The 13179-nt window shown below is 57.7% G+C and carries 14 protein-coding genes and 1 pseudogene; 4 read left to right on the forward strand and 11 right to left on the reverse strand.

Annotation, left to right across the window (positions count from 1 at the left end; genetic code table 11):
- Window positions 1–250 precede the first annotated feature (250 nt).
- Window positions 251–1996: a DNA primase gene (gene dnaG, locus K7H21_RS03450; RefSeq protein ID WP_223035576.1), complete on the reverse strand. Its 1746-nt coding sequence runs from the start codon at window positions 1994–1996 to the stop codon at window positions 251–253.
- 233 nt (window positions 1997–2229) lie between these two features.
- Window positions 2230–2445 (reverse strand): 30S ribosomal protein S21, encoded by a 216-nt coding sequence (gene rpsU / locus K7H21_RS03455; protein WP_001144069.1) that lies wholly within the window; start codon window positions 2443–2445, stop codon window positions 2230–2232.
- Between the two features lie 441 nt (window positions 2446–2886).
- Between rpsU and tsaD the strand changes: the two genes are divergently transcribed.
- Window positions 2887–3900: a tRNA (adenosine(37)-N6)-threonylcarbamoyltransferase complex transferase subunit TsaD gene (gene tsaD / locus K7H21_RS03460; RefSeq protein WP_223035577.1), complete on the forward strand. Its 1014-nt coding sequence runs from the start codon at window positions 2887–2889 to the stop codon at window positions 3898–3900.
- 46 nt (window positions 3901–3946) lie between these two features.
- Here the strand turns inward: tsaD and K7H21_RS03465 are convergent, their stop codons facing one another.
- From K7H21_RS03465 to K7H21_RS03500, 8 genes are all read right to left on the reverse strand, one after another.
- A complete protein-coding gene (locus K7H21_RS03465) occupies window positions 3947–5554 on the reverse strand; it encodes a purine-cytosine permease family protein (RefSeq protein WP_223035578.1) in 1608 nt (535 codons plus the stop codon).
- Window positions 5555–5705: 151 nt separating this feature from the next.
- Window positions 5706–6323, reverse strand: coding sequence for an urease accessory protein UreG (gene ureG / locus K7H21_RS03470; RefSeq protein WP_004105899.1), 618 nt, complete (start codon window positions 6321–6323; stop codon window positions 5706–5708).
- An 8-nt stretch (window positions 6324–6331) separates the two neighbouring features.
- Complete coding sequence (locus tag K7H21_RS03475; RefSeq protein ID WP_004125365.1) at window positions 6332–7006, reverse strand: urease accessory protein UreF; 675 nt, start codon at window positions 7004–7006, stop codon at window positions 6332–6334.
- Entirely contained in the window at window positions 7007–7477 is a 471-nt protein-coding gene (ureE, locus tag K7H21_RS03480; RefSeq protein ID WP_123828759.1) for an urease accessory protein UreE, read from the reverse strand.
- Between the two features lie 9 nt (window positions 7478–7486).
- Complete coding sequence (gene ureC / locus K7H21_RS03485; protein WP_223035877.1) at window positions 7487–9190, reverse strand: urease subunit alpha; 1704 nt, start codon at window positions 9188–9190, stop codon at window positions 7487–7489.
- On the reverse strand, window positions 9183–9503 hold the full coding sequence (locus K7H21_RS03490; RefSeq protein WP_049112561.1) for an urease subunit beta: 321 nt from the start codon (window positions 9501–9503) through the stop codon (window positions 9183–9185). The genes ureC and K7H21_RS03490 overlap by 8 nt, the downstream gene beginning before the upstream one ends.
- Window positions 9504–9512: 9 nt before the next feature.
- A complete protein-coding gene (locus tag K7H21_RS03495) occupies window positions 9513–9815 on the reverse strand; it encodes an urease subunit gamma (protein WP_223035579.1) in 303 nt (100 codons plus the stop codon).
- Between the two features lie 9 nt (window positions 9816–9824).
- Window positions 9825–10649 (reverse strand): urease accessory protein UreD, encoded by an 825-nt coding sequence (locus tag K7H21_RS03500; RefSeq protein ID WP_004125353.1) that lies wholly within the window; start codon window positions 10647–10649, stop codon window positions 9825–9827.
- Here K7H21_RS03500 and K7H21_RS28880 point away from each other — a divergent pair.
- Window positions 10639–10722: pseudogene (locus tag K7H21_RS28880) on the forward strand (short-chain dehydrogenase); the annotation flags it as partial. The gene K7H21_RS03500 and the pseudogene K7H21_RS28880 overlap by 11 nt on opposite strands.
- A 210-nt stretch (window positions 10723–10932) precedes the next feature.
- Here the strand turns inward: K7H21_RS28880 and plsY are convergent.
- Window positions 10933–11553, reverse strand: a complete 621-nt coding sequence (plsY, locus tag K7H21_RS03505) for a glycerol-3-phosphate 1-O-acyltransferase PlsY (protein ID WP_004125351.1) — start codon at window positions 11551–11553, stop codon at window positions 10933–10935.
- A gap of 212 nt (window positions 11554–11765) precedes the next feature.
- Between plsY and folB the strand changes: the two genes are divergently transcribed.
- Both folB and bacA read left to right on the forward strand, forming a co-directional pair.
- On the forward strand, window positions 11766–12149 hold the full coding sequence (gene folB, locus K7H21_RS03510; RefSeq protein WP_004125349.1) for a bifunctional dihydroneopterin aldolase/7,8-dihydroneopterin epimerase: 384 nt from the start codon (window positions 11766–11768) through the stop codon (window positions 12147–12149).
- 203 nt (window positions 12150–12352) lie between these two features.
- The gene (bacA, locus tag K7H21_RS03515) at window positions 12353–13174 is read left to right on the forward strand and encodes an undecaprenyl-diphosphate phosphatase (protein ID WP_004125333.1); all 822 of its coding nucleotides are present in this window, start codon (window positions 12353–12355) and stop codon (window positions 13172–13174) included.
- Window positions 13175–13179: the final 5 nt, after the last annotated feature.

Genomic DNA, 13179 nt, shown 5'->3' on the forward strand with positions numbered 1-13179 from the left:
GTTTGATTGGTGTAAGCAGGCGAACTGCCAACATTTAAAGCGAGGGCGTACTTATATTATTGCCGCTGCGCCTCGAGCGGCTGTCGGGGTCTTCCCGAACGATATTCGGCACTTAAGCCGTTAAATACTTCATCCTTCAAGTTGTCTCTGCGTTAGCTACGTTCCCTCATCCTGCCCATGGGCTTATGTTGCCTTCCTGGGGGACGTTCTCTTGCTGCCTTGATACAACTTGAATGATTTAATCTTTCGTTTATTTTTTGGCCAGTTCCTGGCTGATAGTCCAGAGTTCCCGGCGTTCTTCACTGCTTAAACCGTGAGTGCGGTCGCGAGCTATCAACTCTTCTTGCCGCAGTTCCAGCAGTGAATCAAACATATGGTTGAGCGAGTCGGTGAAGGTTTTTTCAGCAATATCCTTATCTGCTATATCGTCCCACATCGACAGTTTTTCAAGGGTTGCGGCTTCATTTGTGCCGCGATATTGCTCTAAAAGCAGTCCGGTAGTCAGGCCCGGCTGTGCCAGGCAGGTGTTAACCAGTTCGCTGAACAAACCAAGTCCAGGCATTTTACGCGGGTCCAGCCCTTCGAGAGGCGGTACCAGCGGGGCCAGGTCCGGGTTTTGTACCAGTAACCCTATCAGTATACGCATGGTCGTGCGTTTTAGCTGCGGAGCGGGGCGCTGGATGCCATTTTCAGACTGTTTTGGCATTAAACGTTCAAGCTGCGCATCATCTAAAATCCCCAGCTTATTGCCTAACTCCTGGCGCAGGTAAATGCGCAGCGTTTCACCCGGCACCTGCGTTATCAGCGGCAAGGCTAACGTACTCAGCTGCGCGCGGCCGTCCGGGGTGCTCAAATCCACCTGCGGTAACAGGCTGTTGAACAAAAACGTGGAGAGCAGCTGAGCCTGCTCCATCCGCGCTTCAAATGCGTCTTTCCCCTCTTTGCGCACCAGCGTATCCGGATCTTCGCCATCCGGCAGAAACATAAAGCGTAGCTGACGCCCGTCGGTCATATACGGCAGCGCCGTTTCCAGCGCGCGCCAGGCGGCATCGCGGCCAGCCCGGTCGCCGTCGTAGCAGCAAACCACCTGATTGGTGACCCGGAACAACAGCTGAATATGGTCAGCTGTCGTCGACGTTCCTAACGACGCAACGGCATAGTTGATGCCGAATTGCGCCAGCGCCACCACGTCCATATAACCTTCGACCACCAGCAGGCGGGACGGTTCAGCATTGTCCTGCTGCGCTTCATAAAGACCGTACAACTGGCGGCCTTTATGGAAAATATCGGTCTCCGGGGAGTTCAGGTACTTCGGCAGGGCGTCACCCAGCACGCGACCACCAAAACCAATCACCCGGCCTCGCTTATCGCGGATGGGAAACATCACCCGTTCGCGGAAGCGGTCGTAACTGCGCCCCTGATCGTTCGTGACCAGCATGCCTGCATCAATCAGCGACTGGCGATTTTCTTGATTACCGCCAAAACGTTTTAAGACGTTATCCCAGCCGGGAGGGGCGTATCCAATCGCAAAGCGCGTAATGATCTCACTGCTTAAGCCGCGTTTTTCCAGATACTGGCGCGCGGGGTCGGCGGCGGGTTGCATCAGAGACTGTTGATAAAACGTGTTCAGACCATCCATCAGCTGATAGAGATTTTGCCGCTGATGGCGCTCGATCTGGCTGGGTCCGCTACCTGCTTCATACGGCACGTCAAGATTATGCATGGCGGCCAGCTCTTCGACGGTTTCCACGAACTCGAGCTTGTCGTAGTTCATCAGGAAGTCGATAGCGTTGCCGTGCGCACCGCAGCCGAAGCAGTGGTAAAACTGTTTTTCACCGTTGACGGTGAAAGAGGGGGTTTTTTCGTTATGGAACGGACAGCACGCGTGATAATTCTTGCCCTGCTTTTTCAGCTTTACCCGGGCATCGATCAGATCGACGATGTCGGTGCGCGCCAGCAGGTCATTGATAAATACTCGTGGGATTCGTCCAGCCATATGCCCCGTTTTATACACTTGAGCCTTCAGCTTGCCTCTGCGTCGGCTGAGTTCGTTCACCCCTGCCACTTACTTGAGTAAGCGCCGGGACTCACTCCCTTGCTGCCTGAGAGCATCCTGAATGGTGTAGTGTATATGCTAATGCATAAACGAAAATAAGCCGCGCATTCCTTTCGGAAGCACGGCCTTACAACTACAACTCGGTCTGAATTGAGAGCCTGGCTCCCAACAGATTAGTACAGACGAGTGCGGCGTGCGTTTTCGCGAGCCAGTTTCTTCGCGTGACGTTTCACTGCAGAAGCTTTAGCGCGTTTACGTTCGGTAGTCGGTTTTTCATAGAACTCACGACGACGAACTTCCGCCAGAACACCTGCTTTTTCGCATGAACGTTTGAAGCGACGCAGCGCTACGTCGAACGGCTCGTTTTCACGTACTTTAATTACCGGCATGTAACTCTCACCTTTGATAAATTCGGTTTGCCGCTGGCATCAGCGCCAGCTTATTTCAAAATGGTGCGGAATTTTACTGCAATTGCTGCTGCTTTGTAAAGCACCGACGCGATTTTTGAAAGGGACTTTTATAAGGACAGGGAGTATACACGAAGTGAACGCCAGGGGTGAGGAAAGTTTTATGCCCGTCGTCTTTCAGCCCGCAGGGGCGTTGGCTTTTGAGTTACGAGTCTCATCCATGAGACTCGCCCTTACGGGCCGTCGTTCCACGACGTTCAAATCTGTTCCTGACAGATTTGTCGCTTACCCCAGTCACGTACTTTCCGTACGCTCCGGGGGATGTGCTGCGTCGCCGCCTTCCCGCGACCTGAAATTCTTAGGGTATACATCAATTCGCATTGGTCCTACACTGCGCGGTATTGAAACGAGGTAAAACTAGCCATGCGTGTACTGGGAATTGAAACATCCTGCGATGAAACCGGCATCGCCATTTATGACGACGAAAAAGGTCTGTTAGCCAACCAGCTGTATAGTCAGGTGAAATTGCACGCTGATTACGGCGGCGTGGTGCCTGAGCTGGCCTCGCGCGACCACGTGCGTAAAACTGTCCCCCTGATTCAGGCGGCGCTCAAAGAAGCGGGGCTGACGGCAAAAGAGATTGATGCCGTTGCGTATACGGCGGGCCCGGGCCTGGTTGGCGCGCTGCTGGTCGGCGCAACGGTTGGCCGATCGCTGGCGTTCGCCTGGAACGTGCCGGCGATCCCGGTACACCATATGGAAGGGCACCTGCTGGCGCCGATGCTGGAAGATAATCCGCCGCAGTATCCTTTTGTCGCGCTGCTGGTTTCCGGTGGCCATACCCAGCTGATCAGCGTCACCGGCATTGGCCAGTATGAACTGCTAGGCGAATCGATTGACGACGCGGCGGGCGAAGCCTTCGATAAGACAGCGAAACTGCTGGGGTTAGATTATCCCGGCGGCCCGATGCTGTCGAAGATGGCCTCCCTGGGCACCGAAGGGCGCTTTGTCTTCCCGCGCCCGATGACCGACCGCCCCGGGCTGGATTTCAGCTTTTCTGGCCTCAAGACTTTTGCCGCGAACACCATCCGCAGCAACGGCGATGACGACCAGACCCGCGCCGATATTGCCCGCGCGTTTGAAGACGCGGTCGTGGATACGCTGATGATTAAGTGTCGCCGCGCGCTGGAACAAACCGGCTTTAAACGGCTGGTGATGGCGGGGGGCGTCAGCGCTAATCGTACGCTGCGCGCGAAGCTGGCGGAAATGATGCAAAAGCGCGGTGGGGAAGTCTTCTATGCCCGTCCTGAATTTTGCACCGATAACGGCGCGATGATTGCCTATGCCGGGATGGTTCGTCTGCACTCCGGGGCGAAAGCGGAGCTCGGCGTCACCGTTCGTCCGCGCTGGCCGCTGGCTGAGCTCCCGGCGGCATAACGTCTGATGTTTCACAGGCCGACGTCCTGTCGGCCTGCCTTCCTGCTTATTCCATACTCTTACATAGCGAACAAATCGCCCCCTGGTGCTTGTGCGAATGCATCACGTCAGGACGTTCGTACTCTTCCCGGCAGCTCAGGCAGCTGTAAACGGTGATCGACGCGTTACCCTGCGCATCGTAGCGCGGCTCGGCAATACCATCATCGTACTGTTTAATGTAATAGCGCCCGCGGGTAGCGATCCCCATGACCGGCGTCATCACGAAAGCCACCACCAGCGCAATCAGCGGCGAGAACGGCGCCAGCGTTTCGCCCAACAGGCCGAAGAAGGCGCTAATCGACAGGCCTGCCGCGAGGGCAAAAGAGACCACGCCTACCGGGTTGACGTTGTAGATCATCCCGCGGCGATACTCCGGCTGCGCCGGGGCCAGCTTCAGTACCCCTTTGTTGAGGGTGATGTCGGTGGCGACCACCACCACCCAGGCGATGGCAAAGTTAGAATAGAAGCCGAGGATCCACGCCAGAGCGCTAAACATGTCGCCTTCCATCAGGGCAAGGGCAATCGTCAGGTTGACGATGACGAAAATAATCCGCCCCGGGTAGCGCTTGGTGGTGCGTGTCCAGGCGCTGGTCCACGCCAGCGAGCCGGAATAGGCGTTGGTGACGTTAATTTTAATCTGCGAGATAACCACCAGCACCACCGCGAGGGTGAGCGCCAGCCAACCGGGGACCAGGTTATCGAAGACGCTGACGAACTGTTGCACCGGTTCGGTGTTGTGCACCGCAGGGAAGCGGGTCAGCAGATAGAAGCCGAGGAAAGCGCCGATAATTTGTTTAATCGCGCCTAACACGACCCAGCCCGGACCGGCGGAGAACACCGCCAGCCACCAACTTTTGCTGTTTTCCGCGGTTTTTGGCGGCATAAAGCGCAGATAGTCGATCTGCTCGCCAATCTGCATGATCAGCGACAGGCACACCCCCGCGCCGAGCATAATGGCGGTTAAATCTACCGTTGCAGCGTTGTTTTTACCGGCGAAGTTCATAAATCCATCCACCAGATCCGGGTCTTTGGCGATAAGCCAGGCCACCGGAACCACCATCAGGACCAGCCACAGCGGCGTCGTCCAGACCTGAAGGCGAGTCAGCGCCTTCATGCCGTAGACCACCAGTGGCAATACCATCAGCGTAGCGATGAGGTAGCCCATCCACAGCGGGATCCCCAGGCCTACCAGCAGCCCCTGCGCCATGATCGAGCCTTCAAGTGCGAAGAAGATAAAGGTAAATCCGGCGAAGATAATGCTGGTGATCACCGAGCCAAAGTAGCCGAAACCGGCGCTGCGGGTGATCAGGTCAAGGTCGATGTTATAGCGCGCGGCGGTAATCGCCAGCGGGATACCGGTAAGAAAAATAACCAGCGCCGCCAGCAGGATCGCGTAAATTGCATTGGTGGTGCCCCACGCCATGCCGATGCTGGCGCCAATAGAAAAGTCAGCCAGATAGGCGATGCCGCCTAAGGCGGTCACCGCCACAACCCCCGGTCCCCAGCGGCGAAAGCTCAGCGGAGCATAGCGAAGGGTATAATCTTCCAGCGTTTCTTTGGCGCCGGAGGCACTGGTTTGCGCAGGTAAATCAGTTTTTATATCCAGTGATGACATAGTCATTCCTTAATGGTTAGGCATGACTGGAATTAGCAAACCTTATGCCACATCGCAGGGCAGGCGCTATCAGGGCTTCATGAAGGGTATGGCTAAAGAGAGGGCAGGGCGTGCACCATCCCGACACCTCTGCGCCGGGATGGTGCAGGGGTTACTTGCCGAGCATGCCTTTGTCTTCGATAAAGGCGATGATATTTTGCAGGCCGTCACCGCTTTTCAGGTTGGTGAAGCTCCACGGGCGTTCGCCGCGCATGCGCAGGGTATCGCGCTCCATCACTTCCAGAGACGCGCCCACGTACGGTGCAAGATCGGTTTTGTTGATCACCAGGAAGTCGGATTTGGTGATCCCTGGTCCGCCTTTGCGCGGGATCTTTTCCCCTTCCGCCACGTCGATCACGTAGATGGTAAGATCCGCCAGCTCCGGGCTGAAGGTGGCGCTCAGGTTATCGCCGCCGCTTTCCACAAAGATGAGATCGAGATTGCCGAATTTCTCGCTCAGCGCTTCCACCGCGGCAAGGTTCATCGACGCATCTTCCCGAATAGCGGTATGCGGGCAGCCGCCGGTTTCGACGCCGACAATTCGTTCAGGCTCCAGGGCACCGGCTTCGGTGAGAATGCGCTGATCTTCTTTGGTATAGATGTCGTTGGTGACCACCGCCAACTGCCAGGTGTCGCGCATGGCTTTACAGAGGGCTTCCAGCAGCGCGGTTTTTCCGGAGCCGACCGGGCCGCCGACGCCGACGCGCAACGGTTGCTTAATCATGTTCATACCTTCTCCTAAGAACGGAATAATCGGGAATACTGGGTTTCGTGCCGGGCGGAAGCGATAGCCGCAAGCGGCGTCGCCGAACCGAGGGCGTCGTCCGGGGCGGCAAGGGCGCTGTCCATGTCCGCCGCGTAGCGGTCGCACAGGCGCAGAATCAACTGCTGGGCCGCCTGCTGGCCAAATGGCACCAGCTTGACGCCCGCCATCACCGCGCTTTCAATCCAGCTATAGCCAAGGCTCAGGGCCAGGTCAGGAATAGCGATTTGCCAGCGTACGCCGAGCCACGCCATGCCGGTTAGCTGACTTTGCTGGCACAGCTTGCGCCACTCGGGCGGGCAGTCCGGCTGCCAGTCGGCCAGCAGCCGGGTGAAGGCCGCGCCGCGGTTGCGCTCTTCATCGCGCAGCTCGCGAGTTTCCCGGCAGGCGAGAAGATAAGCGGTCCAGCGCCGGGCGCAGGCCAGATCGCCCGCTTCGCAGGCCCGGTAGAGGCGGGCAAACAGCGGCAGGTCGACGGTAAAAAAGCTCTGCTCCATCTGCCGCAGCTGCCAGTGCTCAAAGGCGGCGGTATCTGCTACCCAGCCCGCTTCCACTGCCCACTCCAGCCCCTGGGACCAGCTGTAGCCGCCAACCGGGAGGCTGCTGCTGGCAAGCTGCATCAAGCGCAGACGTTTTTCCGGCGTCGGCATTTAGTGGCTGTGCTCATGATGGTGATGATGGTGATGGCCATGCGACTCGCTGGCGTAGGCACCGGCTTCCGGTTCAAACGGCAGATGCGCGAAATCCACGGCCAGACCAAACTGGCGCAGCATCTCGTCCAGGACGTGATCGTGATGATAGCGCAGCTCGCCGGGCATAATTTGCAACGGTACGTGGCGATTGCCAAGGTGATAGCAGGCCTTCGCCAGCACAAAGGGGTCATCGCAACGTACGACCGAAACGGCTTCATCGGCGGCGATCACTTCAATGAACTCGCTGCCGTTTTCGTTGCTGAGAATATCGCCGCCGCGCAGCAGCAGGCCGCGCGGTAGCAGCAGGCCCGCCTGACGACCATCGTTAAGCGTGACTTTTATGCGGCTTTTTACCCGCACGTCAATCGGCAGGGTAACGCTGGCGGTGGCCTGCGCCGGTGTCTCCACCCGTTGGGTTAAATAAAGCATGTGCGCTCCTTAAAACAGGAAATAACGTTGCGCCATTGGTAGCACGTCCGCCGGTTCGCTGGTAATCAGTTCGCCGTCGATGCGCACCTCGTAGGTTTGCGAATCCACGGTAATATTGGGCAGCAGACCGTTGTGGTGCATATCGGCTTTTTGTACCGCGCGGCAGCCTTTCACCACCGCCGTCGCGCTGTGCAGGTTCAGCCGTTCAGCGATGCCGTTTTCCGCCGCCGCCTGCGACAGGAAGGTCAAACGGCAGCTGTGACGGGCGCTGCCCAGCGCGCCGAACATCGGGCGATAGTGTACCGGCTGCGGCGTTGGGATAGAGGCGTTGATGTCGCCCATCGGCGCCATGGCGATCATGCCGCCTTTAACGAGCGTTGCCGGTTTCACGCCGAAGAAGGCCGGGGACCACAGCACCAGATCCGCCAGTTTACCGGCTTCAATCGAGCCGACTTCGTGGGCGATACCGTGGGTCAACGCCGGATTAATGGTGTATTTAGCGATATAGCGCTTCACGCGGAAGTTGTCGTTATCGCCGCTCTCTTCCGCCAGCGGTCCGCGTTGAACTTTCATGCGGTGCGCTACTTGCCAGGTGCGTAACACCACTTCGCCGACGCGCCCCATCGCCTGCGAATCAGACGAGGTGAGGGAGAAGGCGCCGAGGTCGTGCAGGACGTCCTCCGCGGCGATGGTTTCACGCCGAATGCGCGATTCGGCAAACGCTACGTCCTCGGCGATATCCGGGTCGAGGTGATGGCAAACCATCAGCATATCCAGATGTTCGTCAATGGTGTTGACGGTATAGGGCAGCGTCGGGTTGGTCGATGACGGCAAAATATTGGGGTGCGCGCAGGCGGTAATAATATCCGGCGCATGGCCCCCGCCCGCGCCTTCGGTATGGAAAGTATGGATAGTGCGTCCGCCGATGGCCGCCAGGGTATCCTCAACGAATCCGGACTCATTGAGGGTATCGCTGTGCAGCGCGACCTGCACGTCCATTTCGTCGGCCACGGTCAGCGCGCAGTCGATTGCCGCCGGGGTCGCGCCCCAGTCTTCATGAATTTTCAGGCCGATAACCCCGGCCGCGACCTGCTCACGCAGCGCGTCGGGATTCGAGCCGTTGCCTTTACCCAGCAGGCCAATATTGACCGGCAGGCTGTCCGCTGCCTGCAGCATCCGCGAGATGTACCACGGCCCGGGCGTGCAGGTCGTGGCGTTGGTGCCTGCCGCCGGGCCGGTCCCGCCGCCGATCATGGTGGTAACGCCGGAGACCAGCGCTTCTTCCGCCTGCTGCGGACAGATCCAGTGAATATGCGTATCGACGCCGCCGGCGGTGACGATCTTGCCTTCCGCCGCAATAATTTCCGTGGCCGCGCCGATAGGGATCGTGACGTTGGGCTGAATATCCGGGTTGCCGGCTTTGCCGATCGCGAAGATCCGTCCGTCTTTGACGCCGATATCGGCTTTGACGATCCCCCAGTAATCGACGATCAGGGCGTTGGTCAGCACCAGATCCACGCACTCGGCGGAAAGCATCTGTCCTTGTCCCATTCCGTCGCGGATCACTTTACCGCCGCCAAATTTGACCTCTTCGCCGTAGGTGGTCAAATCATCTTCGACTTCGATCCACAGCTCGGTGTCAGCCAGGCGAACTTTATCGCCGGTGGTAGGGCCGAACATGTCAGCATAGGCCTGACGTGATATTTCACTCATCATTTGCCTCCAGCGCGCCCATCACCTCACCGCGAAAACCGTACACCGCGCGGGTTCCGGCCAGCGCCACCAGCTCCACCTCGCGTTTTTGGCCCGGCTCGAAGCGCACTGCGGTGCCGGCGGCGATATTCAAGCGATAGCCGGTCGCCTGCTGGCGATCGAACTTCAGCGCCGGGTTGACCTCGGCGAAGTGGTAATGCGAGCCGACCTGAATCGGCCGGTCGCCGTGATTTTCAACGATAATGCAGCAGGTGGCGCGGCCGACGTTAATCGCTATCTGGCCGGGTTTTACCTGATATTCTCCTGGGATCATCGCGCTACCTCAGATTATCGGGTTATGGATGGTAACCAGCTTCGAGCCGTCCGGGAAGGTGGCTTCGACCTGGATATCGGGGATCATTTCCGGCACGCCTTCCATGACCTGATCGCGGCTCAGGACGTGGCGCCCCTCTTCCATCAGCTCGGCGACGCTTTTGCCGTCGCGCGCACCTTCCATAATAAAGGCGCTAATCAGGGCCACGGATTCGGGATAGTTGAGCTTCAGGCCGCGGGCCAGGCGACGCTCCGCCACCAGCGCGGCGGTGAACAGCAACAGCTTGTCTTTTTCTCGGGGTGTCAGTTCCATAGCGTTCTCTTAAGTCAGCCAGATTCGGGGAAGTACCGGAGATTTGCCGGTCAGGTGCGGGCGCATAAATTGCCAGATATCGCGCATCGCCCGCTGGCAACGCAGATTATCGTCACTTAGAAAGCGTACCGTCAGCAGGCCGTCGGTGAGCGTCGCGCCGGCGTAGTTTGCCAGCGGCGTAAGTTTTTCGCGTACGCCTTCCAGCAGCGTTTCGTTCGCCGGGTAGAACAGCATCGTTCCCACCCACGGCTGCTGCGCGACGCAGGCCAGCTGTCCATCGGCCAGGCTAAGGCGCTCAATCAGCAGCGGAGAGCCGTCGACCCACACCTCCAGGCGATTGGCAAGCGCGCCGTGGCTAAAGGCTTCGCCGATGACCGGCCGGCCAAGACACAGCAGGTCCCAGGCCAGCAGCGTGCTGGAGGCGGCGAGATGAAATGCGGTATGCAACGAGGCGTTGGCGCCGGGAAAGAAGATCGCGTCCTGCGGCAGCCACTCGAGCGTCGAGTTTTCAGCCAGCGTCAGGGTTTGCTGAAGCCGCGCCTGCGCGCCGCTGCTGCGATAAAACTTGCTGGCGCCGGGCATAGTTATCAGCGTATGGCAATCGGGATCAATGGTCGCGCTAATGGTGAGCTCATCGCCGCCGACGATGCCGCCGGGCGGATGAAGCAGATAGAGGTGGCAGGTCTCTTCTTCGGGGTAAAACGGGCGCTGAACGGTGAGGGGACCGACATGACGACGGGAGGCGAGCGTGGTTTTCCCGCCGAGAAATTGAAACTGGAGGTCCAGCGAGGCCTGCCAGCCTTTTTTATTCTGTGGTAACACGGTGCCGTGCAATGTCGCGCCCCTGCAAAATCAAGATAAAACAGCAGCGAAGAGTATTGATCGGGGGCTAACCATCCCGGTCATATGAAAAGCTTATGCCCGTCATACTTCGGGCCATGGCCGCGTTGGCAACGGGCTACTCGGCCCATCCATGGGCCTCGCCCTGGCGGGCCGTCGTAAGCGACGTTCAAATCTGCTCCCGGCAGATTTGTCGCTCGCCCGAATCACTGACTGGAGTAAGTTCATCGGTACTCACTCACTTGCCGCCTTGCCGCGAGTTGTGGCGAAGCAAAGGCTATTTCTGCTCCGGCGCTTTTTTCTTCTTTTTGAAACGAGACCAGATGCGGGTTTCCTGACGACGCCACAAACGCTGAATGTTGTCATGATGGCGCAGCAGGATCAGGCAAGACAGCATCGAAACGGGGAAAGTGTACTGCGGTTTGAACCACCAGACATAGAACGGCGCAATCAGCGCGCTCACGATGGCCCCAAGAGAGGAGTAGCCGCTAAGTAGAATCGTCAGCAGCCAGGTTCCGGCCATCACGCCGGTAAGATCCCAGCCGATAGGAGCAATGGCGCCGAAGGCGGTCGCCACGCCTTTGCCGCCGCGAAAGTTAAAAAATACCGGCCAGATATGGCCCACGCAGGCGGCGATCGCCACCAGGCCGAGCCAGAACGGCGTCAGGCCTAACGCCCACGCGCCCCAGACCGGCAGCATGCCTTTCAGTACGTCAAAAATAAGCACCGCTACGGCTGCGCCTTTGCCACCAATTCGCAGGACGTTTGTCGCCCCTGGATTGCCGGAGCCGCTGTCGCGGGGGTCGGGAAGGCCAGCGAGGCGGCAAACGAGAATGGCGCTGGAGATTGAGCCGCAGAGGTAGGCGAGGATAACCAGTCCAGGCGCGATTGCACTCATCAGCTGTTCCATTTAGAAAGAGTTGGTTTATCCCCAGCGCCGTCGGCGCGCTGGCCAGCCCGGACGCATCGCAATGCCATGCGCCTGGAGCCTTGCCGCGTCGCGGTCTTACTGCAACGCAAATTATTTAGGGGATGTCTTTGCATCTGTGGATAATACGCATAATTGGCCAGAAGTGGTATCCGGTTTAGTCAAAAAGCAGGCGGGTCGTGATGGATATTGTATTTATAGAGCAACTTTCGGTAATCACCACGATTGGTGTTTACGACTGGGAACAAACCATCGAACAGAAGCTGGTGTTCGATATCGAAATGGCGTGGGATAACCGTAAAGCGGCGGCCAGTGATGATGTCAACGATTGCCTCAGCTATGCTGATATCAGTGAGCTGGTGATCAACCACGTTGAGGGAGCGCGCTTTGCGCTGGTGGAGCGCGTGGCGGAAGAGATAGCCGACCTGCTGCTGGAAAAGTTTCAATCACCATGGGTACGTATTAAAGTCAGCAAGCCCGGCGCGGTAGCGCGAGCGGCCAACGTTGGCGTCATTATTGAACGTGGCCTTAATCTGAAACAAAACTTTTCAGGTCATACTCGTTAAACAAAGTGTGTTTATACCGGTCATAGAATCCGACCATCAGGCTATGCTATTTGCCGTTTTGTTCCAGAACAGCGCTCGAAATCCTTGCGTACAACCTGTACGCTCATTTTTCTGCGCGCTGTCTGCGGCCAAATAAGCACGCCTGATAGCTCGGTTCTTCGTTCCTGGTTTTTTTCATTTTACTTTTTAAAGGGTTTAATTGGATGAGCGATATACACTCGCTGCTGATAGCGGCAATATTGGGTGTGGTTGAGGGTTTGACAGAATTTTTACCTGTCTCCAGTACTGGTCATATGATTATTGTCGGTCATCTGCTGGGTTTTGAAGGCGATACCGCAAATACTTTTGAAGTAGTGATTCAGCTTGGCTCCATTCTGGCCGTTGTGGTGATGTTCTGGCGCCGTCTGTTTGGCTTAATCGGCATTCATTTTGGCAAAAAGCCTGAACATGAAGGCCAGGGCAGCGGTCGCCTGTCGCTTATCCATATTCTTTTGGGGATGATCCCGGCGGTGGTGCTGGGGCTGATTTTCCACGATACCATCAAGTCGCTGTTTAACCCGATTAACGTGATGTATGCGCTGATTGTGGGCGGCGTGCTGCTGATCGCGGCGGAAGTGCTGAAGCCAAAACAGCCGCGCGCGGTGGGCATTGATGATATGACCTATCGTCAGGCGTTCGTCATCGGCTGCTTCCAGTGTCTGGCGCTATGGCCGGGCTTCTCGCGTTCCGGAGCGACGATTTCCGGCGGGATGCTGATGGGCGTAAGCCGCTATGCGGCCTCTGAGTTCTCGTTCCTGCTGGCGGTGCCGATGATGATGGGGGCAACCGTACTGGATATGTACAAGAGCATCGGGTTCCTGAACGCCAGCGATATTCCGATGTTTGCCGTCGGTTTTGTCACGGCGTTTATCGTTGCGCTGATTGCGATTAAAACCTTCCTGCAGCTGATTAAACGTATTTCGTTTATCCCGTTCGCCATCTACCGCTTTATTGTCGCGGCAGCGGTCTACGTGGTCTTCTTCTAAGCGCC

Source organism: Klebsiella sp. CTHL.F3a, from assembly GCF_019890895.1.
Classification (GTDB): Bacteria; Pseudomonadota; Gammaproteobacteria; order Enterobacterales; family Enterobacteriaceae; genus Klebsiella; species Klebsiella grimontii.

Excerpts from the sequence above, each read along its gene's own strand:
- dnaG (WP_223035576.1), bottom strand. The coding sequence starts at position 1,996 with ATGGCTGGACGAATCCCACGAGTATTTATCAATGACCTGCTGGCGCGC.
- rpsU (WP_001144069.1), bottom strand. The coding sequence starts at position 2,445 with ATGCCGGTAATTAAAGTACGTGAAAACGAGCCGTTCGACGTAGCGCTG.
- tsaD (WP_223035577.1), top strand. The coding sequence starts at position 2,887 with ATGCGTGTACTGGGAATTGAAACATCCTGCGATGAAACCGGCATCGCC.
- K7H21_RS03465 (WP_223035578.1), bottom strand. The coding sequence starts at position 5,554 with ATGTCATCACTGGATATAAAAACTGATTTACCTGCGCAAACCAGTGCC.
- ureG (WP_004105899.1), bottom strand. The coding sequence starts at position 6,323 with ATGAACATGATTAAGCAACCGTTGCGCGTCGGCGTCGGCGGCCCGGTC.
- K7H21_RS03475 (WP_004125365.1), bottom strand. The coding sequence starts at position 7,006 with ATGCCGACGCCGGAAAAACGTCTGCGCTTGATGCAGCTTGCCAGCAGC.
- ureE (WP_123828759.1), bottom strand. The coding sequence starts at position 7,477 with ATGCTTTATTTAACCCAACGGGTGGAGACACCGGCGCAGGCCACCGCC.
- ureC (WP_223035877.1), bottom strand. The coding sequence starts at position 9,190 with ATGAGTGAAATATCACGTCAGGCCTATGCTGACATGTTCGGCCCTACC.
- K7H21_RS03490 (WP_049112561.1), bottom strand. The coding sequence starts at position 9,503 with ATGATCCCAGGAGAATATCAGGTAAAACCCGGCCAGATAGCGATTAAC.
- K7H21_RS03495 (WP_223035579.1), bottom strand. The coding sequence starts at position 9,815 with ATGGAACTGACACCCCGAGAAAAAGACAAGCTGTTGCTGTTCACCGCC.
- plsY (WP_004125351.1), bottom strand. The coding sequence starts at position 11,553 with ATGAGTGCAATCGCGCCTGGACTGGTTATCCTCGCCTACCTCTGCGGC.
- folB (WP_004125349.1), top strand. The coding sequence starts at position 11,766 with ATGGATATTGTATTTATAGAGCAACTTTCGGTAATCACCACGATTGGT.
- bacA (WP_004125333.1), top strand. The coding sequence starts at position 12,353 with ATGAGCGATATACACTCGCTGCTGATAGCGGCAATATTGGGTGTGGTT.